Origin of the sequence: Enterobacter hormaechei subsp. xiangfangensis (assembly GCF_001729785.1) — a bacterium.
Classification (GTDB): domain Bacteria; phylum Pseudomonadota; class Gammaproteobacteria; order Enterobacterales; family Enterobacteriaceae; genus Enterobacter; species Enterobacter hormaechei_C.
The window spans coordinates 3294818-3315899 of the sequence record NZ_CP017183.1 but is presented as its reverse complement, the minus strand read 5'-3'; the positions used below and the strand labels follow the sequence as shown (position 1 = coordinate 3315899).

Sequence of the window (21082 nt, the reverse complement as noted above, 5' to 3'; positions counted from 1 at the left end):
AAAACCCGTCATACCTTGCAGGCCGGGTAAGGCGCAGCCGCCACCCGGCTAAAGATCCCCCAACAAGTGCTCCACCAGCAGCGGAATCGGTCTTCCCGACGCCACGCTCCGTCCGTTTTCTCGCCACAGCGCCGTCCCGCTGATATCCAGATGCGCCCACGGAATAGTCGGCGGGCAGAAATGGTGCAGCAGCCACGCCGCCGAGGCGCTGATCGCCGCATTGTTGGTCGGCGTGTTGCACAGATCGGCAATCGCGCTGTCGGTTTGCTTTCTCAGCCTCGCATCCAGCGGCAGGGACCACACCTCGTCGCCGCTCCGTTTGCCCGCGAGCGTCAGTGCCTGACGCAACGGCTCATCCTGGGTCATCAGCCCGCTCAGCTCATACCCCAGCGCTTTCACCACCGCTCCGGTTAAGGTCGCCATATCAATAATATAATGCGCCTGCGGATGGCGCTGACTCGCCCAGGCGATAGCGTCTGCCAGCACCAGCCGGCCCTCGGCATCGGTGTTGTTGATTTCCACCGTAATGCCGTTGCAGGCTGTTGCCACCGTGCCGGGCTGCATGGCGTCGGGGCCGATGGCGTTTTCCGCCAGCGCCAGCACGCCCATGATGCGCACGGGTAATTTCTGCTCCGCAACGGTCAGCATCAGCCCGAGCACGTTAGCCGCGCCGCACATGTCATATTTCATGGTGTACATGCCCGCGCCTTCCTTCAGCCACAGGCCGCCGGTGTCAAAGGTAATGCCTTTTCCCACGTAGCAGCGCACCGGGCCATCAGACACGCCGTTATAGTGAATAGCCAGCAGGCGAGGCGGGCAGGTCGCCCCTTTGCCAACGGCGTGCAGTAGCCCCAGCCCCTGCTCAACAATTTGCTTTTCATCCAACACCTCGCAGCGCAGAGCAGGGCTGGCGGCACACAGTTTTTGCGCCTCTTCCACCACAAACTGCGGCGTACAGCGGTCGGATGGCATATCCGCCAGACGTCGTGCCGCAACCATGCCGAGCGCAATGGCCTGCTGCTGGCGGAAGGTCGTCTCCAGCTTCGCCTGCTGTTCCGGCAGGCAGAGGGCAGTGATGCAGGTAAGGCGCAGCGCTTCGTCCGTCTTCTTCAGCTTCAGGTCACTGAGCATGTGCGCCTGATTAAAGAGAAAACGCAGTACCTGCGCCAGCACCACATCGTCGATATCCGTCACGTCCAGCACGAGTTCGGCGCTGGCGGGGGCGGTAAGCAGCGGTCGCAGGGCCGTGATCAACCCTTCGGTCAGGGCGTCATGCCAGAGCGCATCCGGCAACAGAGTGATGCGGGCAAACGGCGCGCAGCCAAAGCGCGCGTCCGCGACGGTGCTCTGCTGGCGCATTTCAGCGATAAGAGCGCTATCCGGTAACAGGGAACTGTCAGCGCGCGCAATCAAATGGCTCTGCGGCTTCGCGTCTGAAAGCGCGTTGATAAACTGGTACGTGATCATCATAACTCCTCAATCGGTGCGCGGATCCGCGCGGCATAGGCCTGCATCCACTCCTCATCTACCGCGTGATAGTGCGTTTTCTCCCGCAGGCGTTCAGTACGGAAAACGGTGAGGGGCTGGCGAGCCGTCGCCACCACGAACGAGAAGGTTTTGATGTTGGTCGCGGCGCCAAATTCTCCTTTGCTGTTCATGCACACCACGGAGAGATCGCCCGCGCGACCGAAGCGCGACATCAGTTTGTCTTCCAGTTCGAACACGACCGAATCCGCCGCCTGCTGCGGCGTCATGCCTTGCGCCATCCGGCGAACGATTTCGTAGCTGGTACAGCCCTTCATCAGATCTTCACCGACGCCCGTGGCGGTGGCCGCGCCGGTTTCGCTGTCGCAGTAAAAGCCGGAGCCGATGATGGGTGAGTCACCGAGGCGACCGCGTTTTTTCATAAACAGGCCGCTGGTGGAAGTGGCGACGCTCATCGAGCCCTGTTTATCGAGGCCGATGATGCCGACGGTGTCATGTCCGTCGTAGGGGCTTAACCCCTTATCCAGCGTTTCGCGGCAGCGCTTACGGTAGTGTTGCATGGCGCGATCCGTGAGCATGGTTTTATCGGCAAAGCCCTGACTCAGCGCCCATTCGCGCGCGCCCTGGCCGACCAGCAGGCTGTTATAGCGCTGACGGCTGAGCGCGTGCGCCACGCGCACCGGGTTGGCGATATCCACCAGATTGCCCACGGCGCCGAACGCCAGCGTGTCGCCGTCCATATAGGCCGCGTCCAGCTCCACCTCGCCGTTCTCTGTCGGCAGCCCGCCGTAGCCGACGGATTTATACAGCGGAAAGTCCTCGACGGCGGCGACGGCATCCACTACCGCCGCAGCGACCGGTTTGCCCGCAGCCAGCGCAGACGCAGATTCCGTGACGCCTTCAAGCGCCATTCGCCAGGTTGCGATAATTCCCCACATGCTTTACTCCTGTTTTGCAAGGGTGGTGTCGGTTTGCGTAACGCTGGCTATTTCCGCCGCGCGGTACTGTTTATCCAGGATACGCATGAAAGGCAGGTACAGCATGGCGCCAATCAGCAGGTTGATCAGCTGCATCACGCTGCCGCTCAGGTGCCCGGTGACGATAAAGCCGCTAATAACCGGCGGCAGCGTCCAGGGGATAAACACCCCGGTGGTGACGGCGACCGCACCAATTTTCATCGCCGCATACTGCACGGTGACCAGCACCAGCGGCACCAGATTGAACGGGATGAGCATGATTGGGTTCATGATCACCGGCAGGCCAAAGAGAATCGGTTCGTTGATGTTAAACACCGAGGCACCCGCACCGAGGCGCGCCACTTCGCGCATGTTTTTGCTGCGGGCGAAAATCAGCATCGCAATCACCAGCGACAGCGTGGCGCCCGCGCCGCCCATCCAGATCATGTCAAAAAACTGTTCGGTGATGATGTGCGGCGGCGTCGTTCCCGCCTGAATCGCGGCGATGTTGTCGGTCTGGTTCTCCATCCACAGCGGACGAATAATCCCGTTGATCATCGAACCTGAGTTAATGCCCACTGACCACAGAATGGTGATGCTGAATACGGTCATCAGCGCCCCGAAATAAGAGGTGCCGTAGTGGCGCACCGGGGTGGCAACCACTTCATAAATAAACTGGTGGATGGTGTGGTAGTGGGTGTTTTCAAAGATGATGCGGATAAGCAGCACCAGAATCATCACCAGCAGGGCCGGGATCAGGGCCGCGAACGACTCCTGCACCGCAGGAGGCACGCCGTCCGGCATTTCGATGACCAGCTTTTTGCGCTTCAGCCAGCAGAACAGTTCCGTCCACAGCAGGGAACCGATCATCGCCACGAACAGCCCTTTGCTGCCAATCCACTCCACCGGCATCACGGTAATGCCGCCGTTTTCCGCCACTTTGATAAAGGGCGTCAGGATCAGAAACGCGACCAGCGCCAGGATGCCGCAGGAGATGCGGTCCTCGCCATAATGCTCAGCCAGGCGGTAGGCCACCAGGAAGCTGATAAACAGCGACATGGTTGAGAACACCGCGTTAAACGGGATCTCTATAATCGCACTCCAGCTCTCACCAAAGGCCTGAGACATAAACTGCTGATAGGCCTGATTCGGAAAGGAGGAGATCACCAGCAGGATGGAGCCGACGATGATAAACGGCATGAATGAAACGTAGGCCCCACGAATGGCCCCAAGATGACGCTGCTGGGCCGTTTTCGCCGCCAGCGGCATCAGTTTTGCTTCAAGAAATCCCAGAACATTGTTCATTGTGAACTCCGTACAAGATTGAGAGGTGTTGTTTATGTTATGTCTGTGGATTATCAGTGAAGCGCGGCGAGCGAAAGGTGAAATCGGTCACAAAGCATTCGCTGCTCTGATATAAATCTCATAAGATTAGTTGCGGAGAGAGACGCGATGGAAATCAAACTGCATGCCAACGCCACCACCACACCGCGTATCCGTCGTTATCTTCAGCAGTCAGATAAAAGCGACAGAGAGCTTGCCGTTGAGTTGGGTATCTCGGTCACCACCGTCAGGCGCTGGCGCAACCGCGACCAGGTTTCGGATAACCACACCACGCCAAAAGTGATACATAAAGCGTTGAGACAAGAGCAGGCAGCACTGATAAATGCTCTGCGTGATATCACCGGTGCACCGCTGGATGAACTGCTGCTGCTGGTGAATGACGGACTCGGGATCGCCGTTTCCCGCGCGACCCTGAACCGCTACCTCAAACCGGCTTCGGTAAGACAAAAGGGGGCGTCGTTGCAGGGCAAAAAGGCGCTGAAGGCCGGTATCATGCCGCAGAAGCTACTTCTGCATCATCAGCCGCTATCGCTGCATATGGACGACGGTGGGGAGCAACACCTGCTCTGGGCGCGTGAACCCGTTAGCGGCTGGTGCTACGCCCGGCTTTATGCCGGTGTCTCGCCGCAGTTGCTGACCCGCTGGACGAACGAGGTGCTGGCTGCCTGTCCGGCTGATATTCAATCTGTTGAGACTTTTGGGCTGGCAGTGAACTTGCCGGAGCATAACGTCACCGTAAAAGTGCATTCACAGTATTATCTTGCCCTTCAGGCCACCGTGCCGTTACGTGAGATCATTCCGCGGGTGAACAGTGAACCGGCGGAAGCGCTGTTGATCCAACTGTGTGAGTTTTACAACCGGGGAAAAGCGCAGAAAAAGCTGGGAGAGCGTACGCCGCAGGCGTTTCTGGAAGCGCTGCGGCGTAACGATTAGACGATCCCGAGCACGTCTTCCGGCGGACGGCCGATACGCGCCTTGCCGTTCGCCACCACAATCGGGCGCTCAATCAGCTTTGGATTGTCGACCATCGCCTGAATCAGCCGATCTTCTGTGAGACTGGTATCGTTCAGATTAAGCGACTTATACAGATCTTCTTTCTGACGCATCAGGTCGCGTGCGCTGCCCATGTTAAGCATCTTCAGCAGCTGGCGGATCGTCTGCGCATCCGGCGGCGTCTCCAGATACAACACCACTTCCGGATCGATGCCGTTAGACTTCAGCAGATTCAGCGTCTCGCGGCTCTTGGAGCAGCGAGGGTTATGGTAAATTTTTACCGCGTCTGTCATGACTTCTCCTTTATTACATCTTCTCGTACGGCTTAAAGCGTTGTTGCAGGCCGCGCAGCTGGTCGATTCGCGCATCGTAGCGGGCCTGTTGCAGGCTGCCAAGCTTCACCTGTGAGCTGGCGCTGCTCAACAGGGAAATGGCCTGATCGAGGCGACCCGCCAGCGCCAGGCCTTCCGCACGCGCGGCCAGCTCCTGATCGCGGTTACCCAGTTGCCCCTGGGCCTGGGCGAGCAGTTCCCAGCCGTTCTGGTCATCTTTATTGTTAAAGGTGTAGCGGTTCAGAATGGTCACCGCCTCGCCGGGCTGGCCGCCCTGTAGGTAGGCGTTCGCCAGGTTAAGCTGCAATACCGGATTGTTGCGAATGTCTTTCGCCCCTTTCAGACGATTGATCGCATCGGTCGCTTTTTTCTGCCCCAGATCGATATCGGTGGCGAGGTCAAGATACCATGGATTGTCAGGCGCCGACGCCAGCAGCGGCTGTAGCGCTTTACGCGCTTCATCGTACTTGCTGGCCTCCATCGCCTGGAGCGCCTGACCATACTGCGCCGCGTTTTTCTCGCGCACGTTGCCTTTCGCCAGCGCGTCCAGCAGATCGCTGGTGAGCTGATTACGTCCGGAGTTGTACATGCCAAGCGTTCTCACTTTGGCCATGTAGAAATCCTGCGAAGACTGCACCACGACCGGACGCATCTGGTTGGCACGGTTACGGGCATCCGAGAGTCGGCTTTCCGGCAGCGGGTGGGTCAACAGAATTTCAGGCGGGCGCGACGAGTAGCGTGCCTGGTCGAGCAGTTTTTCCAGGAAGCTCGGCATGGCCTGCGGGTCAAAGCCGGAACGCTGTAAAACCTGAATGCCGATGCGGTCTGCTTCCTGCTCGTTCTGCTGGGTAAAGCTGATCATCCCCTGACGCGTCCCCGCCAGCGTCCCGGTAAGCGCCGCCATCCCGGCCTGCGGGCTGGCCATCGCCAGCAAAATGGAACCCAGCGCGCCCACCCAGGTCAGGGGGGCGTTACGCTTCTGATCTTCCATCGCACGCGCCAGATGGCGCTGGGTGACGTGCGAAATTTCGTGCGCCATGACGGACGCCAGCTGGCTTTCGTTATCGGAATAACGGAACAGCGCCGAATGCAGCACCACGTTCCCGCCAAAGAAGGCGAAGGCGTTGATTTCGTCGTTATTGATTAAATAGAAATGGAAGGGCGTTTTTACCGAGTCGGCGTGCGCCACCAGCCGCATCCCCAGACCGTTGATGTACTGCACCAGCAAAGGGTCGTTAATCAGCGGAGCACTGCCGCGCAGCTGGCGTACGTAATAATCACCCATCTGCATCTCCTGCCCGATGGAGAGCGTGCTTCCTGCCGTGGTGCCCATGTCCGGCAATGAATCGGACGAGTCAGCGAAAGCGGGCAACACCTGACCCACCGTCACGGCGGCAATCAGTGTCGCAACCAGTGTTTTTCTCAACTGCCTGAACATAACCACTGTCCTGTATTTTGGATGTGCTAATTTGACCGATGAACCCGCATAACGTTCATCTCCGCTGCTCTGCGAGTGTAGCCGTGTTAAGAGATGAAGAAAATCCCATTCATCAGGGTTTTGCGAAACCTGACAGTGAAACAAAAAGGAAAGTCTTTTTTGTGACAGTTAGATACAATTCACCGTCTCACTCCCGCCATTCGATTCAGGGAAGGGTTGTATGCTCGAAATGTTAATGCAGTGGTATCGGCGTCGGTTTAGCGACCCGGAAGCCATTGCTTTGCTGGTCATTCTGGTTGCCGGATTCGGTATCCTGTTCTTCTTTAGTGGCCTGCTGGCACCGCTACTGGTGGCGATTGTACTGGCGTATCTGTTGGAGTGGCCCACCGCGCGTCTGGAACATATCGGCTGTTCCCGCCGCTGGGCGACCAGCATTGTCCTGGTGCTGTTTGTCGGTATTCTGCTGCTGATGTCCTTCGTGGTGATGCCCATCGCCTGGCAACAGGGGATCTACCTGATCCGTGATATGCCCGGCATGCTGAATAAACTGTCTGATTTTGCCGCCACGCTGCCGCGCCGCTATCCTGCGCTGATGGACGCCGGGATTATCGATGCGATGGCCGAAAACATGCGCGCCCGCATCATGACCATGGGTGATTCGGTGGTGAAATACTCTCTGGCCTCGCTGGTGGGGTTGCTGACGCTGGCGGTTTACCTTGTTCTCGTGCCGCTAATGGTGTTTTTCCTGGTCAAAGATAAAGAGCAGATGCTGAACGCGGTGCGCCGCGTGCTGCCGCGCAATCGCGGTCTCGCCGGTCAGGTCTGGCAGGAGATGAACCAGCAGATCACCAACTACATTCGCGGCAAAGTGCTGGAGATGATTGTGGTGGGCGTGGCGACCTGGATTGGCTTCGTGATCTTCGGGCTGAACTACTCGCTGCTGCTGGCGGTGCTGGTCGGATTCTCGGTTCTGATCCCGTATATCGGCGCGTTTGTGGTGACCATTCCGGTAGTCGGTGTGGCGCTGTTCCAGTTTGGTCTGGGTACGGAGTTCTGGAGCTGTTTCGCCGTATACCTGATTATTCAGGGACTGGATGGGAACCTGCTGGTACCGGTGCTGTTCTCAGAAGCCGTTAACCTGCATCCGCTGGTGATTATCCTGTCAGTGGTGATTTTCGGCGGGCTGTGGGGATTCTGGGGCGTGTTCTTCGCCATTCCGCTGGCGACGCTGATTAAAGCCGTGGTCCACGCGTGGCCGGATGTGCCGGCGGTGGAGGAGAAGTAGTTTTGCCGGGTGGCGCTGCGCTTACCCGGCCTACTTATTCTTGTAGGTCGGGTAAGGCGAAGCCGCCACCCGACACTCACTTTCAGGCACTTTCTTTCAGCCACTTCAACACCACGTCGTGGTGGTTGCTGGTTTTGAAATCATCAAACACGTGCTCAACTCTACCGTCAGCGCCAATCAGGAAGCTGATACGGTGAATACCGTCGTACGTTTTGCCCATAAAGGACTTCTCACCCCAGACGCCAAACTGCTCGCAAACCTGGTGGTCTTCATCGGAAAGCAGCGTGAAGTTCAGCAGCTCTTTTTCCGCAAAACGTGACAGCTTCTCTGGCTTATCGGTGCTGATGCCCAGCACTTCCACACCGACCTTTTTCAACTCATCCATGTTGTCGCGTAGACCGCAGGCCTGTACGGTACAGCCCGGGGTCATGGCTTTCGGGTAGAAATAGACCAGAACACGCTGTCCCTGGAAGTCGGTCAAATTTACTTGCTCGCCGTCTTGATCCGGTAAGCTAAATTTCGGTGCGATATCACCGGCTTTCAGTGGGTTCATTACTCAACTCCATCCTGTTCGTGCTGCGAATAATCGACGACGCTTATACTGCCTTGCGCGTGTAATTCTGTACAGAGGGCTTTGAACGCTTGCTCGATATTTGACGCATCCTGCGAGGCAGGGCTGTGTGCGGTAATTTGAATAAACAGCGTCGGGATTGCGTTTTCATCGCCCGGCTGCGTGCGGGAAACCAGTTCGGCAATGTTCATCTGATGGCTGTCAAACAGCGCCGTAAAACGTTCAATCAGATGAGGTGAATCAGGCACTTCAACCTGTACCCAGACCGTGGCAGGCAGAGCCGGACGCGGGCGCGCGGTGGTGCGCTTCATCACAATCAGTAAATCCAGCTCTGCGCCTTTCAGCGGCAGGGTAGATTCGATGAGGGTAATGGCATTCCATGTTCCGGAAAGCAGCATGATGAACGTGAACTCTTCGCCAAGCATAGCCAGCCGGCTGTCTTCGATGTTGCAGCCGCAGCTGCTCACGTGGCGAGTGATGGTATTCACGATACCCGGCCTGTCAGCACCCAGCGCAGTGATAACCAGGTAATGTTGTGATGAGGTTGTCAAACCTGTTCTTCCTTTGCGTGGTTAAGTCTTCCTAAGGAAAGCATAAAAAAAACATGCATACAACCGCCTGAGAGCCTCAGGTCGCTTGCTTTTATTACAGTTCCAAACGTAACATTGAGGCTCTTGTTCGCACAGAGGATGGCTCATGTTCACGGGAAGTATTGTCGCGCTTGTTACACCGATGGATGAAAAAGGTAATGTCTGCCGGTCAAGCATGAAGAAGCTCATTGATTACCATGTCGCCAATGGAACCTCGGCGATCGTTTCGGTAGGGACTACCGGTGAATCCGCTACGCTGAGCCACGAAGAGCACGGCGACGTTGTGATGCTGACCCTGGAACTGGCGGACGGGCGTATTCCGGTCATCGCGGGGACGGGCGCAAACGCAACCGCAGAAGCTATCAGTCTGACCCAACGTTTTAACGACAGCGGCATTGTCGGCTGTCTGACGGTGACCCCTTATTACAACCGTCCTACTCAGGAAGGTTTGTTCCAGCATTTCAAAGCCATCGCTGAACATACTGACTTGCCACAAATTCTGTATAATGTTCCGTCCCGTACCGGTTGCGATATGCTGCCGGAAACCGTTGGCCGTCTCTCGAAAGTAAAAAATATTATCGGGATTAAAGAGGCGACAGGGAACTTAAGCCGCGTTCATCAGATCAAAGAGCTGGTTTCAGACGACTTTATCCTGTTGAGCGGTGATGATGCGACCGCGCTGGACTTTATGCAGCTCGGTGGTAACGGCGTGATTTCCGTGACGGCGAACGTGGCGGCGCGCGATATGGCTGACATGTGCAAACTGGCCGCAGCCGGTCACTTTGATGAAGCTCGCGTGATTAATCAGCGTCTGATGCCGTTGCACAATAAATTATTTGTCGAACCCAATCCGATCCCAGTGAAATGGGCATGTAAGGAGTTGGGGCTTGTAGCAACCGACACGCTGCGTCTGCCAATGACACCGATTACCGACCACGGTCGTGAAATTGTCGCTGGCGCGCTGAAGCATGCCGGTTTGCTGTAAAGTTTAGGGAGATTTGATGGCTTATTCAGTACAGAAGTCGCGCCTGGCGAAGGTTGCGGGTGTTTCGCTTGTTATGCTCCTCGCTGCCTGTAGTTCAGACTCGCGCTACAAGCGCCAGGTGAGCGGTGATGAATCCTATCTGGATGCGCCGCCGCTTGCTGAACTTCACGCGCCTGCCGGCATGATCCTGCCGATCCAGAACGGTGATTATAATATTCCGGTTACCAACGGCAGCGGCCTGGTGGGTAAAGCGCTCGATATTCGTCCGCCAGCTCAGCCTCTGGCGCTCGTGAGCGGCGCGCGCACGCAGTTCACCGGTGATACAGCTTCTCTGCTGGTGGAAAGCGCACGCGGTACAACGCTGTGGCCGCAGGTTGTAAGCGTCATTCAGTCGAAAAACTATACGATTGATAAACGCGACGACGCCAGCCAAGCTTTAACTACCGACTGGATTGAGTGGAACCGTCTCGATGAAGACCAGCAGTACCGTGGTCGTTATCAAGTCTCCGTTAAGCCGCAGGGTTATCAGCAGGCGGTTACCGTTAAGCTGTTGAATCTTGAGCAGGCAGGTAAACCGGTTGCCGATCCGTCCGCCATGCAGCGCTACAGCACTGAAATGCTGAACGTGATTGCAGCGGGTCTGGATAAGAACGCTACCGATGCCGCAAACGCCGCGCAGAACCGTAACGGCTCAACCTTTGACGTGCAGAGCGGTGCAGACGATACCGGTCTGCCGATGCTGGTGGTGCGTGCGCCGTTTAACCAGACCTGGCAGCGTCTGCCAGCAACGCTTGAAAAAGTGGGCATGAAGGTGACTGACAGCACCCGTTCAACGGGCAGTATCACAGCGACCTATAAGCCGCTGTCTGATAGCGCCTGGCAGGAGTTGGGGGCAAGCGATCCACAGCTGCCTTCCGGTGACTACAAAATCCAGGTCGGCGACCTCGATAACCGCAGCAGCCTGCAATTTATCGATCCGAAAGGACACACGCTGACCCAGGCGCAGAACGATGCGCTGGTCGCTGCCTTCCAGGCCGCATTCAGCAAATAATAGTGAGGGCTGGTTATTCCAGCCCTTTTTATTTTCGTGCTACGCAAACGTGTGCGTGGCATAATATGGCCAGTTTTGAATACAAATCATCACACCAGGAGTAATGAAGATGCAGAAGCAAGCTGAGTTGTATCGTGGCAAAGCGAAAACCGTATACAGCACGGAAAACCCGGATCTGTTGGTGCTCGAATTCCGCAATGATACGTCAGCAGGAGACGGCGCACGCATTGAGCAGTTCGATCGTAAGGGCATGGTGAACAACAAGTTCAACCACTTCATTATGACCAAACTGGCCGAAGCCGGTATCCCGACTCAGATGGAAGCGTTGTTGTCCGATACGGAATGTCTGGTAAAAAAACTGGATATGGTGCCGGTTGAGTGCGTGATCCGTAACCGTGCCGCAGGCTCCCTGGTGAAGCGTCTGGGCATCGAAGAAGGTATCGAACTGAATCCACCGCTGTTCGATCTGTTCCTGAAAAACGACGCCATGCATGACCCGATGGTCAACGAATCCTACTGTGAAACCTTCGGCTGGGTAAGCAAAGAGAACCTGGCGCGCATGCAGGAACTGACCTACAAAGCCAACGACGTGCTGAAAAAGCTGTTTGATGACGCGGGCCTGATCCTGGTCGACTTCAAGCTGGAGTTCGGTCTGTACAAAGGCGAAGTGGTGCTGGGCGACGAATTCTCTCCGGACGGCAGCCGCCTGTGGGACAAAGAGACGCTGGATAAAATGGACAAAGACCGTTTCCGCCAGAGTCTGGGTGGCGTGGTCGAAGCGTACGAAGCGGTTGCTCACCGTTTAGGCGTTAAGCTCGACTAAACTGCGCATTTGCCAAAGGATGTTGGCATCCTTTGGCGTCTTATCCTTGTTTACTATGGTAATCCTTTCATTAACCGCCTACGATCATAGCTATTATAAATGGAATAGTTCGAGGTGTTTATGCGCTGGCAAGGGCGTCGTGAAAGTGACAACGTAGAAGACAGACGCAGCAGTGGTGGCGGTGGTCCGTCTATGGGCGGGCCAGGTTTCCGGTTACCCAGCGGCAAGGGCGGCATTATTCTGCTGGTCGTCGTGCTGGTGGCGGGCTACTACGGTGTCGACCTGACCGGTTTGATGACCGGTGAAACCGGGCAACAGCAGCAGTATTCTCAGCGCTCCATCAGCCCAAATGAAGATGAAGCGGCGAAATTTACTTCCGTTATTCTCGCGACGACCGAAGATACCTGGGGTCAGCAGTTCGAGAAAATGGGGCGGACTTATCAGCCGCCAAAACTGGTGATGTACCGGGGCGCAACCCGCACCGGCTGTGGCACCGGGCAGTCCGTTATGGGGCCGTTCTACTGCCCGGCGGACAGCACCGTCTATATCGATCTCTCCTTCTATGACGACATGAAAAGCAAGCTGGGCGCCGACGGCGATTTTGCCCAGGGCTACGTGATCGCGCATGAAGTCGGCCACCATGTGCAGAAGCTCCTCGGCATTGAGCCTAAAGTGCGTCAGATGCAGCAGAATGCGTCTCAGGCGGAGGTGAATCGTCTTTCCGTACGCATGGAGCTTCAGGCCGACTGCTTCGCTGGCGTCTGGGGACATAGCATGCAGCAGCAGGGCGTGCTGGAAACAGGCGATCTGGAAGAGGCCCTGAATGCCGCACAGGCGATTGGTGACGATCGCTTGCAGCAGCAGAGCCAGGGGCGCGTTGTGCCGGACAGCTTTACCCATGGCACCTCAGAGCAGCGCTACAGCTGGTTTAAGCGTGGCTTCGACAGCGGCAACCCGTCGCAGTGTAATACCTTCGGCAAAGCTATGTGATGTTGGGGTTTGAACAGCTGGTTAACCAGCTTCAGCGTACCGGGCACCGCCGGCTGGTGGTGCTCAGCGGCGATGAAGCGTGGACGTTGAGCCAGGTGACCCATCTGCGCGATACGTTACCAGGAGACTGGCTGTGGCTGGAGGAAAACCCCTCTAAGGCCATCAGCGGCCTGCTGGGACGTGAATACCTGCACGCCGTTTTTGACGCGCGAGACGGGTTTGACGTCTCGGCCTTCGCCGCCCTCAGCGGGACCCTGCGCGCCGGAAGCCTTCTGGTGCTGCTGGTGCCGCCGTTCTCCGTCTGGGCCGACAGGCCCGACAGGGATTCTCTGCGCTGGAGCGACAGCGCAGAGCCGATCGCCACCACGCACTTTGTTCACCACTTTTGCCGGATGCTTACCGCCGATTCAGATGCCATCGTCTGGCATCAACATCGTCCTCTGTGCCTTCCCGTTGCGCCAGATTTACCCGCCTGGCAGCCCGCCAGCGGTGAACCGCAGCGCGAGCAGGCTGAAATCCTCGACGCTCTTCTGACCATGCCTGCGGGCGTGGCCGCCGTGACGGCGCCGCGCGGACGCGGAAAGTCCGCCCTGGCGGGCATGTTGCTGAGCGGCATTCAGGGGAGTGCAGTAGTGACGGCACCGGCAAAAGGGGCGACGGATGTCATCGCGCGTTTCGCCGGGGAACGTTTTCACTTTATGGCCCCGGATGCGCTGCTGGCCTCCACCACAGAAGCTGACTGGCTGATTGTCGATGAGGCAGCCGCTATCCCCGGCCCGCTGCTGGAGAAGCTGGTGTCGCGCTTTCCCCGCGTGTTGCTGACCACCACGGTGCAGGGTTATGAAGGCACGGGCAGGGGATTCCTGCTGAAGTTCTGCGCCCGGTTCAGCGGGCTGCGGCGTTATACCTTATCCACGCCAGTTCGCTGGGCTGCCGGATGCCCCCTTGAGCGGATAGTGGCGAACGCGCTGCTGTTCGACGATGCGCTTATCGATCGCAAACCGGCAGGGGAGGTACGTTTAACGTCGCTGGAGCCCGGGATATGGGAGAACGATCCGGCGCGCGGGGCAGGCGTGTATGAACTGCTGTGTGCCGCGCACTACCGAACGTCCCCCCTCGATTTACGCCGGATGATGGACGCCCCCGGCCAGCACTTTGCTGTTGCTCAGGCGGGCGCGGAGATCGCGGGCGCGCTCTGGCTGGTGGAGGAGGGGGGATTACCCCCTGAACTTAGCCGCGCAGTATGGGCGGGGTTTCGTCGGCCGCGTGGAAATCTGGTGGCGCAGTCGCTGGCGGCGCACGGCGGTTCGCCGCTCGCGGCGACGCTGAAAGGCCGACGCGTCAGCCGCATTGCGGTTCATCCCCATCGCCAGCGGGAAGGCATCGGCCAGCGGCTGATCCGCAGTGCCAGCGGAGAAGATTATCTCTCGGTCAGCTTTGGCTATACCGACGAGCTGTGGCGTTTCTGGCGGCAGTGCGGGTTTGTGCTGGTGCGGATGGGCAGCCACCGGGAAGCCAGCAGCGGGTGCTATACGGCGATGGCGTTGCTGCCGCTGAGCGAGGCGGGGCATCAGCTCTGCGAACAGGCGCATCAGCGTTTATGTCGTGATATGCGCGTCCTGTCGGCCTGGAATGGCGAAAAGATCCCGGTGACGGATGCATGGGAAGCTACCCTTAATAGTGATGACTGGCTGGAGCTGGCGGGGTTTGCCTTTGCTCACCGGGCGTTTTCAACCTCGGTTGCGGCGCTAACGCGATTGGTGTTAGCCGTGGACATCCCACTCCCGGCGCTGCGCGGGAAAATGGAAGGGAATACGCACGATTTCGGGCGCAAAGCGCTGCTGGCGAAGCTACGCGAGGAAACCGCACACGCGCTTGAAAGGCTTGATTACTCCCGTAGCCAGCAGCTGAAAGCCGACATTTTGCAATGGCAATTTTTTCAATGACTTCTTCAGTAAAGTGGCATGGTCATTACCCCGCAGAGGCGTAAAATCCTGCTTATCAATTAAGGAGATCGCCATGAAACATGACCATTTTGTTGTGCAAAGCCCGGATACGCCTGCTAAACAGCTCCTGCTTCTGTTTCATGGCGTGGGCGACAATGCCGTCAATATGGGACAGATTGGCAGCTGGTTTGCACCCGTTTTCCCACACGCGCTGATCGTCAGCATCGGCGGCGTGGAGCCGTGCGGTCCGGACGGCCGGCAGTGGTTTTCCGTCGAGGGCGTGACGGAGGAGAATCGTCAGGCGCGTATTGATGCCGTTATGCCAGCCTTTATCGATACCGTGCGTTACTGGCAGCAGCAGAGCGGCGTAGGCGCCGACGCAACGGCGCTGATTGGCTTCTCTCAGGGTTCAATCATGTCGCTGGAAAGCGTAAAAGCGCAGCCCGGACTGGTGTCCCGCGTGATTGCCTTTAACGGGCGTTTTGCGACGTTACCGCAAAGCGCGACCACGCAGACTACGATCCATCTCATTCATGGGGGTGAAGACCGGGTAATTGAGCTTTCGCATGCAGTAGCCGCCCAGGAGACGCTGATGCGCGAGGGCGGAGATGTGACGCTGGATATCGTAGACGATCTGGGGCATGCCATTGACGATCGCAGCATGCAGTTCGCGCTCGATCATCTGCGTTATACCGTACCGAAGCACTACTTTGATGAAGCGCTCAGCGGCGCTAAGCCGAATGACGATGATATCGTCGAGTTTATTTAAACATTTCCCCTCTCCCCAAAGGGAGAGGGAACAAAACCCCCCTCGTCCCTCTGGGGAGAGGGGCCGGGGGTGAGGGGTGTGTACAATTACTTCTTCTGGTCCTTCTTCGGCCAGTCGTCTTCATCGTCCCACTTGTCGTTAAAATCACGGTGCGGCGGAAGATCCGGTTTGTTGGCAAGGAACTTTTTGTGGTCAACGCGCTTGAGATCTTTAATCACGTTAAGCAGCACGCCTACCAGAAATACCAACACCAGAATCCACCAGTACTTTGAAAGCCAGTCCATTCGCTAATCCTCTTTAAGCACCCGTCAGGCGACGAGTTGCTCCATAATACGTTGATACATGCGGGCCAGCAGTTGTAAATCGGCAGCGTTCACGCATTCATTGATTTTGTGAATCGTCGCGTTAACCGGACCCAGTTCGACAACCTGTGCGCCCATGCGGGCGATAAAGCGTCCGTCAGACGTGCCGCCCGTTGTCAGCAGTTGTGGCTTAATTTCATTATAGTGCGCAATGGCGTTCACTACCGCATCCACCAGTTTACCGCGCTGCGTCAGGAACGGCTGGCCAGACAGCCACCAGTCGAGGGTATAGCGCAGCTGATATTTCTCGAGCAGCGCAATCACTCGCGCTTTGATCATCTCGTCAGTCAGTTCGGTGCTGAAGCGGAAGTTAAACTGGACGAAGAGATCGCCGGGAATGACGTTGTTGCTGCCGGTGCCAGCCTTGATGTTGGCTATCTGCATGCTGGTTGGCGGGAAAAATTCATTGCCTTTATCCCATTCAATGCTCACCAGTTCGTTCAGCATCGGCGCGGCGCGGTGTACCGGGTTATCCGCCAGGTGCGGATAGGCAACGTGGCCCTGCACGCCATGAATAGTCAAATTGCAGGTCAGGGATCCACGGCGGCCATTTTTCACCACATCGCCCACCACTTCGGTGCTGGACGGTTCGCCCACCAGACAGTAGTCCAGACGTTCATTGCGCGCCATCAGCGCCTCAACGACCTTCACGGTGCCGTTGTGGGCGCTGGCTTCTTCATCGGAGGTAATCAAAAACGCAAGACGGTTTTTATGGTTCGGATGCTGGGCGACGAAACGCTCTGCCGCCACGACCATCGCAGCCAGGGAACCTTTCATGTCCGCAGCGCCGCGTCCGAAAAGCATGCCGTCTCGAATGGTCGGCTCAAAAGGCGGGTTGATCCAGCGGTCTGCGTCGCCCGCGGGAACTACGTCAGTATGTCCGGCAAACGCCAGCGTCTCCCCCTGACCGCGCCATGCCCAGAAGTTCTGCGTATCGCCAAAATCCATGTGCTCCACGGTAAAACCGATGGCACGCAGGCGCTCAATCATTAATGCCTGACAACCTGCGTCGTCCGGGCTAAGGGAAGGACGGCGAATAAGCTGCTGAGTCAGCTCAATGACCGGGCATGACATAGACTACACCTCAACGAATAAATCTGAATAAAGGGTTTCACTGAAACCCAGCAGCATAGGCTGACCTGGCTTGCAGAGCAATGGGCGTTTGATGATTGCCGGCATTTCAAGCATCAATTTGGCTGCGCTGTCGGCGTCGTTGATCGTGGCCCGGAGAGATTCATCCAGTTTTCGCCAGGTGGTCCCGCGGGTATTCAGCAGCGCTTCCCATCCCAGTTCGTTGATGGCGGAATGGAGAAACGCGGGGTCAAGCCCGTCGGCACGGTAATCGTGGAAGCGATAGTCGATGTTGTGTGCTTCCAGCCAGCGGCGGGCTTTTTTAATCGTGTCGCAATTCTTAATGCCGTACATCACAACCATAGTGAATCCTTTTGTTCTTTTGTGGATTTAATGTTCAATATTTTCGAAGATATATCCTTAAGTGGAATATAACACATTCGGAATTTTTCGGGATTTACAATTCTCCATAATTCAACGAACAGCTGTAAGCTGAATAGTCTTTCATCTTTTAAGCATAGTTGTCCACCCTGTTTAAATTGCCAATAAACTCAGGGGGAAATTAAAAATGCTGTCATTTTTCCGACTATTTCAAAATATTGCTGTAGGTCACATAAAATTTACCCGGCAACGCTCATAGTGATCCTAAACCTACCAGTACAGCGGGGCTCAATCACAGCAATCGGTTAAAGTGGCTTCACAATGATGATACGTTTTCGTAGAATGCGCATAATAATAAGAGAGGTTGTTATGATTGAACGTGAACTGGGGAACTGGAAAGATTTTATCGAAGGCATGCTTCGTAAATGAATTTCCGGTAAGAAATGCAAGAGCACTTAATTAACTAAAATAACCATAGTGTGAAAGAATCACACAATAAAAAGGCGGCCTGTAAAGCCGCCTTTTTTATTTCAACGGGTTATTCCGGCTTATCCTTCAGCGGGAAACGACGACGTATCAGCACAAAGAACAGCGGTACGAAATAGATAGCCAGTATCGTCGCGGATATCATTCCCCCCATAACGCCCGTACCCACTGCGTGCTGGCTGCTGGAGCCTGCGCCGGAGCTGGTGGCCATCGGCAGGACGCCAAATACAAACGCCAGAGAGGTCATCAGGATCGGACGCAGGCGCTGACGACAGGCGTGCAGCGTGGCGGCCATCAGTTCGTGACCTTTGGCATTCATCTCATTGGCAAATTCGACGATCAGAATGGCGTTTTTTGCCGACAATCCGATCACGGTGAGGAGTCCGACCTGGAAATAGACATCATTTTCCAGGCCGCGCATCCAGGTTGCCAGCAGCGCGCCGATGACCCCGAGAGGCACCACCAGCATCACCGAGAACGGCACTGACCAGCTTTCATACAGCGCCGCCAGGCAGAGGAATACCACCAGCAGCGAAAGAGCATACAGGGCAGGCGCCTGAGCGCCGGAAAGCCGTTCCTGGTAAGACATCGCCGTCCACTCCAGGCCAAAGCCGGTCGGTAACTGCTGAACCAGTTTTTCCATAATGTCCATTGCGGTACCGGTACTGACGCCCGGCGCGGCTTCACCGACAATCTCCAGCGCCGAATAGCCGTTGTAACGCTCCAGACGCGGCGAACCGGTCTCCCAGCGTGACGTCGCAAACGCCGAGAACGGCACCATGCCGCCGGTGTTATTGCGCACATACCAGCGGTTGATATCGTCCGGCAGCATGCGGTATTTGGCGGCAGACTGAACGTAGACCTTCTTCACGCGGCCGCGATCCATAAAGTCATTTACGTAGCTTGAGCCCCATGCCGTTTGCAGGGTGTCGTTAATGTCGTCGATGGAGACGCCCAGCGCCTGCGCTTTACGCTGGTCAATATCCACCTGTAGCTGAGGGCTGTCATCCAGACCGTTATGACGAACGCGGGTAAGCTGCGGATCTTTCCCGGCCAGCTCGAGCAGTTTATCGCGAGCAGCCATCAACGCGTCATGCCCGGCACCCGCGTGATCCTGAAGCTCCATATCAAACCCGGCTGAGCTGCCCAGGCCGCTGATGGCGGGCGGGCTGCTGGCGAAAACGCGCGCTTCCTTGATTTTGTTGAACGCTTTGGTTGCACGCTCAATGATGGCAAAGGAGGAGCCGGTATCGCTGTCGCGCTGGTCCCAGTCTTTCAGGCGCACAAACATACGCGCCACGTTCTGCCCGTTACCGCCGGGGCCAGAGCCGACGGTGGAGAAGACGGAGACCACGTTATCTTTCTCCTGAGTATGGAAGTAGTTCTCAACCTTCTGCACCACTTTCAGGGTCTGCTGCTGGGTCGAGCCGCTCGGTAACTGTACGGAGGTAATAAACATGCCGCGATCTTCCAGCGGCAGGAACGAGGTTGGCAGCCGCAGGAACAGGAACACCATGCCGCCGAGCAGCAGGACATAAACCACCATCCAGCGCACGCTGCGGTGCAGTACTTTACCCACGCCCGCTTCATAGCGCGCCGCATTGCGGTTAAACATGCGGTTAAACCAGCCGAAGAAGCCTTTTTGACCGTGGTGTTCGCCCTTATGCAGCGGTTTGAGCAGCGTCGCGCACAGGGCAGGGGTAAGGATCATTGCCACGAGTACGGAGAGCACCATTGCAGAGACGATGGTGATCGAGAACTGGCGATAAATCGCGCCCGTGGTGCCGCCAAAAAATGCCATCGGGATAAATACCGCCGACAGCACCATGGCGATACCGACCAGCGCGCCCTGAATTTGTCCCATCGATTTGCGCGTGGCCTCGCGGGGCGAAAGCCCTTCCTCGCTCATAATGCGCTCGACGTTTTCCACCACCACGATGGCATCATCCACCAGCAGGCCGATGGCCAGCACCATGGCGAACATGGTCAGGGTGTTGATGCTGTAACCGAAGGCATACAGCACCGCAAAGGTTCCCAGCAGCACCACCGGCACCGCAATGGTGGGGATCAGCGTGGCGCGGAAGTTTTGCAGGAACAGGTACATCACGAGGAACACCAGCGCGATAGCTTCGAGCAGGGTTTTCACCACATCTTCGATGGAGGCTTTTACGAATGAGGTGGTTTCGTAGGCGACTTTGTACTCCAGTCCGTGCGGGAAGTAATGCGACAGTTCATCCAGACGCTCTAACACCCGCTGCGCGGTCGCCATTTCGTTGGCGCCGGAGGCCAGTTTTACCCCCAGTCCGGACGCGGCATTGCCGTTAAAGCGACTCAGGTAGTCATATTTTTCCGCCCCCATTTCCACGGTGGCGACATCCCCCAGACGCACTTCCGAACCGTCCTGATTCACGCGCAGAGTAATATTGCGGAACTGGTCAGGTGTCTGGAGCAGCGACTGGGAGTTGATGGTGGCGTTAAGCGCCTGGTTGTCCACGGACGGCGTACCGCCGAGCTGCCCCACGGCAATCTGGGCGTTCTGCGATTCGATAGCGTCGGTGACATCTTTAGCGGTCATCTGCACGCTGTTCAGCTTGTTGGGATCCAGCCAGATACGCATGGAGTACTGCGAGCCGTAGGCGTCGATATCACCCACGCCGTTGATACGGCTGAGCGGGTCCTGAATATTACTGGCGACGTAGTCCGCGATGTCCTGCTTATCCATCGAGCCATCGGTTGAAACAAACGCGATGGTCAAAATATTGGTGTCACCGGTTTTACGCACGGTCACCCCCTGGTTCTGCACCGCCTGAGGCAGTTTACGCAGGGCCGATTGCAGCTGGTTTTGCACCTGCTGCACCGCTTCATCCGGATCCGTGCCCGCCGTAAAGCTCAGGGTTACCGTCGCCTGGCCCGTGGCACTGCTCTGCGAGGACATGTACATCAGGTTATCAAGACCCGTCATGTTCTGCTCGATAACCTGCGTGACGGTATTTTCCAGCGTCTGTGCCGAGGCGCCAGGATAGTTCGCCGTGATACGCACGTTGGGGGGCGCGAGGTCGGGGTATTGCTCAACAGGAAGGGAAGTAATCGCCAGGACACCCGTCAGACACAACAGGATTGCAAGCACCCAGGCAAAAATGGGGCGATCGATGAAAAAATTCGCCATTAAAGTGTGACCTCGTTTTGCTGCACGTCATTATTGTTTATTGCCCGCCTAACTTTAG

The 21082-nt window shown here is 56.9% G+C and carries 20 protein-coding genes; 9 read left to right on the top strand and 11 right to left on the bottom strand.

Annotation, left to right across the window (positions count from 1 at the left end):
* Window positions 1-48: 48 nt before the first annotated feature.
* Genes BFV63_RS15825 through celB form a run of 3 tightly spaced genes read right to left on the bottom strand, consistent with a single transcriptional unit; the run spans window position 49 to window position 3746 of the window.
* Window positions 49-1467, bottom strand: a complete 1419-nt coding sequence (locus BFV63_RS15825) for a leucyl aminopeptidase family protein (protein ID WP_023325034.1) — start codon at window positions 1465-1467, stop codon at window positions 49-51.
* Window positions 1467-2423 carry a glycosylasparaginase gene (locus BFV63_RS15820; RefSeq protein WP_032659720.1) on the bottom strand — a complete coding sequence of 319 codons (957 nt, stop codon included), beginning with the start codon at window positions 2421-2423 and terminating at the stop codon, window positions 1467-1469. Before BFV63_RS15820 ends, BFV63_RS15825 begins: the two co-directional genes overlap by 1 nt.
* 3 nt (window positions 2424-2426) lie before the next feature.
* Window positions 2427-3746 (bottom strand): PTS cellobiose transporter subunit IIC, encoded by a 1320-nt coding sequence (gene celB, locus BFV63_RS15815; RefSeq protein WP_048240421.1) that lies wholly within the window; start codon window positions 3744-3746, stop codon window positions 2427-2429.
* A 147-nt stretch (window positions 3747-3893) separates the two neighbouring features.
* Here celB and BFV63_RS15810 point away from each other — a divergent pair, with 147 nt between their 5' ends.
* Window positions 3894-4718 (top strand): hypothetical protein, encoded by an 825-nt coding sequence (locus BFV63_RS15810; protein WP_023314633.1) that lies wholly within the window; start codon window positions 3894-3896, stop codon window positions 4716-4718.
* On the opposite strand, the gene arsC is transcribed toward BFV63_RS15810, so the two are convergent.
* Both arsC and bepA read right to left on the bottom strand, forming a co-directional pair.
* Complete coding sequence (gene arsC, locus BFV63_RS15805; protein WP_003860549.1) at window positions 4715-5071, bottom strand: arsenate reductase (glutaredoxin); 357 nt, start codon at window positions 5069-5071, stop codon at window positions 4715-4717. The two genes, BFV63_RS15810 and arsC, sit on opposite strands and share 4 nt — an antisense overlap.
* Before the next feature lie 13 nt (window positions 5072-5084).
* The gene (bepA, locus tag BFV63_RS15800; protein WP_003860547.1) at window positions 5085-6548 is read right to left on the bottom strand and encodes a beta-barrel assembly-enhancing protease; all 1464 of its coding nucleotides are present in this window, start codon (window positions 6546-6548) and stop codon (window positions 5085-5087) included.
* 220 nt (window positions 6549-6768) lie between these two features.
* Between bepA and BFV63_RS15795 the strand changes: the two genes are divergently transcribed.
* Complete coding sequence (locus BFV63_RS15795) at window positions 6769-7833, top strand: AI-2E family transporter (protein WP_003860546.1); 1065 nt, start codon at window positions 6769-6771, stop codon at window positions 7831-7833.
* A gap of 82 nt (window positions 7834-7915) precedes the next feature.
* Here BFV63_RS15795 and bcp read toward each other — a convergent pair whose 3' ends face one another.
* Both bcp and BFV63_RS15785 read right to left on the bottom strand, forming a co-directional pair.
* Entirely contained in the window at window positions 7916-8386 is a 471-nt protein-coding gene (bcp, locus tag BFV63_RS15790) for a thioredoxin-dependent thiol peroxidase (protein WP_003860544.1), read from the bottom strand.
* A complete protein-coding gene (locus BFV63_RS15785; protein ID WP_000213743.1) occupies window positions 8386-8955 on the bottom strand; it encodes a glycine cleavage system transcriptional repressor in 570 nt (189 codons plus the stop codon). Before BFV63_RS15785 ends, bcp begins: the two co-directional genes overlap by 1 nt.
* 145 nt (window positions 8956-9100) lie before the next feature.
* Between BFV63_RS15785 and dapA the strand changes: the two genes are divergently transcribed.
* The 6 genes from dapA (at window position 9101) to ypfH (ending at window position 15558) form a co-directional block, all read left to right on the top strand.
* The gene (gene dapA, locus BFV63_RS15780; RefSeq protein ID WP_003860542.1) at window positions 9101-9979 is read left to right on the top strand and encodes a 4-hydroxy-tetrahydrodipicolinate synthase; all 879 of its coding nucleotides are present in this window, start codon (window positions 9101-9103) and stop codon (window positions 9977-9979) included.
* 16 nt (window positions 9980-9995) lie between these two features.
* Window positions 9996-11030: an outer membrane protein assembly factor BamC gene (bamC, locus tag BFV63_RS15775; RefSeq protein ID WP_003860539.1), complete on the top strand. Its 1035-nt coding sequence runs from the start codon at window positions 9996-9998 to the stop codon at window positions 11028-11030.
* 109 nt (window positions 11031-11139) lie between these two features.
* Window positions 11140-11853 (top strand): phosphoribosylaminoimidazolesuccinocarboxamide synthase, encoded by a 714-nt coding sequence (gene purC, locus BFV63_RS15770; protein WP_001171626.1) that lies wholly within the window; start codon window positions 11140-11142, stop codon window positions 11851-11853.
* A gap of 120 nt (window positions 11854-11973) precedes the next feature.
* A complete protein-coding gene (gene ypfJ, locus BFV63_RS15765) occupies window positions 11974-12843 on the top strand; it encodes a KPN_02809 family neutral zinc metallopeptidase (RefSeq protein WP_001303362.1) in 870 nt (289 codons plus the stop codon).
* Window positions 12843-14789, top strand: coding sequence for a tRNA(Met) cytidine acetyltransferase TmcA (locus BFV63_RS15760; protein WP_032609805.1), 1947 nt, complete (start codon window positions 12843-12845; stop codon window positions 14787-14789). Before ypfJ ends, BFV63_RS15760 begins: the two co-directional genes overlap by 1 nt.
* A 73-nt stretch (window positions 14790-14862) precedes the next feature.
* The gene (gene ypfH / locus BFV63_RS15755; RefSeq protein ID WP_023314628.1) at window positions 14863-15558 is read left to right on the top strand and encodes an esterase; all 696 of its coding nucleotides are present in this window, start codon (window positions 14863-14865) and stop codon (window positions 15556-15558) included.
* Window positions 15559-15644: 86 nt separating this feature from the next.
* Here the strand turns inward: ypfH and BFV63_RS15750 are convergent, their stop codons facing one another.
* Genes BFV63_RS15750 through BFV63_RS15740 form a run of 3 tightly spaced genes read right to left on the bottom strand, consistent with a single transcriptional unit; the run spans window position 15645 to window position 17354 of the window.
* Window positions 15645-15842 carry a YpfN family protein gene (locus BFV63_RS15750; RefSeq protein WP_000383991.1) on the bottom strand — a complete coding sequence of 66 codons (198 nt, stop codon included), beginning with the start codon at window positions 15840-15842 and terminating at the stop codon, window positions 15645-15647.
* A 24-nt stretch (window positions 15843-15866) separates the two neighbouring features.
* Entirely contained in the window at window positions 15867-16994 is a 1128-nt protein-coding gene (gene dapE, locus BFV63_RS15745) for a succinyl-diaminopimelate desuccinylase (RefSeq protein WP_003863566.1), read from the bottom strand.
* A 3-nt stretch (window positions 16995-16997) separates the two neighbouring features.
* Complete coding sequence (locus BFV63_RS15740; RefSeq protein ID WP_015572203.1) at window positions 16998-17354, bottom strand: ArsC family reductase; 357 nt, start codon at window positions 17352-17354, stop codon at window positions 16998-17000.
* 387 nt (window positions 17355-17741) lie between these two features.
* On the opposite strand from BFV63_RS15740, the gene ypfM reads away from it, so the two are divergent.
* Complete coding sequence (gene ypfM, locus BFV63_RS23120) at window positions 17742-17801, top strand: protein YpfM (RefSeq protein WP_015572204.1); 60 nt, start codon at window positions 17742-17744, stop codon at window positions 17799-17801.
* Between the two features lie 109 nt (window positions 17802-17910).
* On the opposite strand, the gene acrD is transcribed toward ypfM, so the two are convergent.
* Window positions 17911-21024 carry a multidrug efflux RND transporter permease AcrD gene (acrD, locus tag BFV63_RS15735; RefSeq protein ID WP_003863561.1) on the bottom strand — a complete coding sequence of 1038 codons (3114 nt, stop codon included), beginning with the start codon at window positions 21022-21024 and terminating at the stop codon, window positions 17911-17913.
* Window positions 21025-21082: the final 58 nt, after the last annotated feature.

Coding starts and splice junctions, on each gene's coding strand:
- BFV63_RS15825 (WP_023325034.1), bottom strand. CDS start 1,467: ATGATCACGTACCAGTTTATCAACGCGCTTTCAGACGCGAAGCCGCAG.
- BFV63_RS15820 (WP_032659720.1), bottom strand. CDS start 2,423: ATGTGGGGAATTATCGCAACCTGGCGAATGGCGCTTGAAGGCGTCACG.
- celB (WP_048240421.1), bottom strand. CDS start 3,746: ATGAACAATGTTCTGGGATTTCTTGAAGCAAAACTGATGCCGCTGGCG.
- BFV63_RS15810 (WP_023314633.1), top strand. CDS start 3,894: ATGGAAATCAAACTGCATGCCAACGCCACCACCACACCGCGTATCCGT.
- arsC (WP_003860549.1), bottom strand. CDS start 5,071: ATGACAGACGCGGTAAAAATTTACCATAACCCTCGCTGCTCCAAGAGC.
- bepA (WP_003860547.1), bottom strand. CDS start 6,548: ATGTTCAGGCAGTTGAGAAAAACACTGGTTGCGACACTGATTGCCGCC.
- BFV63_RS15795 (WP_003860546.1), top strand. CDS start 6,769: ATGCTCGAAATGTTAATGCAGTGGTATCGGCGTCGGTTTAGCGACCCG.
- bcp (WP_003860544.1), bottom strand. CDS start 8,386: ATGAACCCACTGAAAGCCGGTGATATCGCACCGAAATTTAGCTTACCG.
- dapA (WP_003860542.1), top strand. CDS start 9,101: ATGTTCACGGGAAGTATTGTCGCGCTTGTTACACCGATGGATGAAAAA.
- bamC (WP_003860539.1), top strand. CDS start 9,996: ATGGCTTATTCAGTACAGAAGTCGCGCCTGGCGAAGGTTGCGGGTGTT.
- purC (WP_001171626.1), top strand. CDS start 11,140: ATGCAGAAGCAAGCTGAGTTGTATCGTGGCAAAGCGAAAACCGTATAC.
- ypfJ (WP_001303362.1), top strand. CDS start 11,974: ATGCGCTGGCAAGGGCGTCGTGAAAGTGACAACGTAGAAGACAGACGC.
- BFV63_RS15760 (WP_032609805.1), top strand. CDS start 12,843: ATGTTGGGGTTTGAACAGCTGGTTAACCAGCTTCAGCGTACCGGGCAC.
- ypfH (WP_023314628.1), top strand. CDS start 14,863: ATGAAACATGACCATTTTGTTGTGCAAAGCCCGGATACGCCTGCTAAA.
- BFV63_RS15750 (WP_000383991.1), bottom strand. CDS start 15,842: ATGGACTGGCTTTCAAAGTACTGGTGGATTCTGGTGTTGGTATTTCTG.
- dapE (WP_003863566.1), bottom strand. CDS start 16,994: ATGTCATGCCCGGTCATTGAGCTGACTCAGCAGCTTATTCGCCGTCCT.
- BFV63_RS15740 (WP_015572203.1), bottom strand. CDS start 17,354: ATGGTTGTGATGTACGGCATTAAGAATTGCGACACGATTAAAAAAGCC.
- acrD (WP_003863561.1), bottom strand. CDS start 21,024: ATGGCGAATTTTTTCATCGATCGCCCCATTTTTGCCTGGGTGCTTGCA.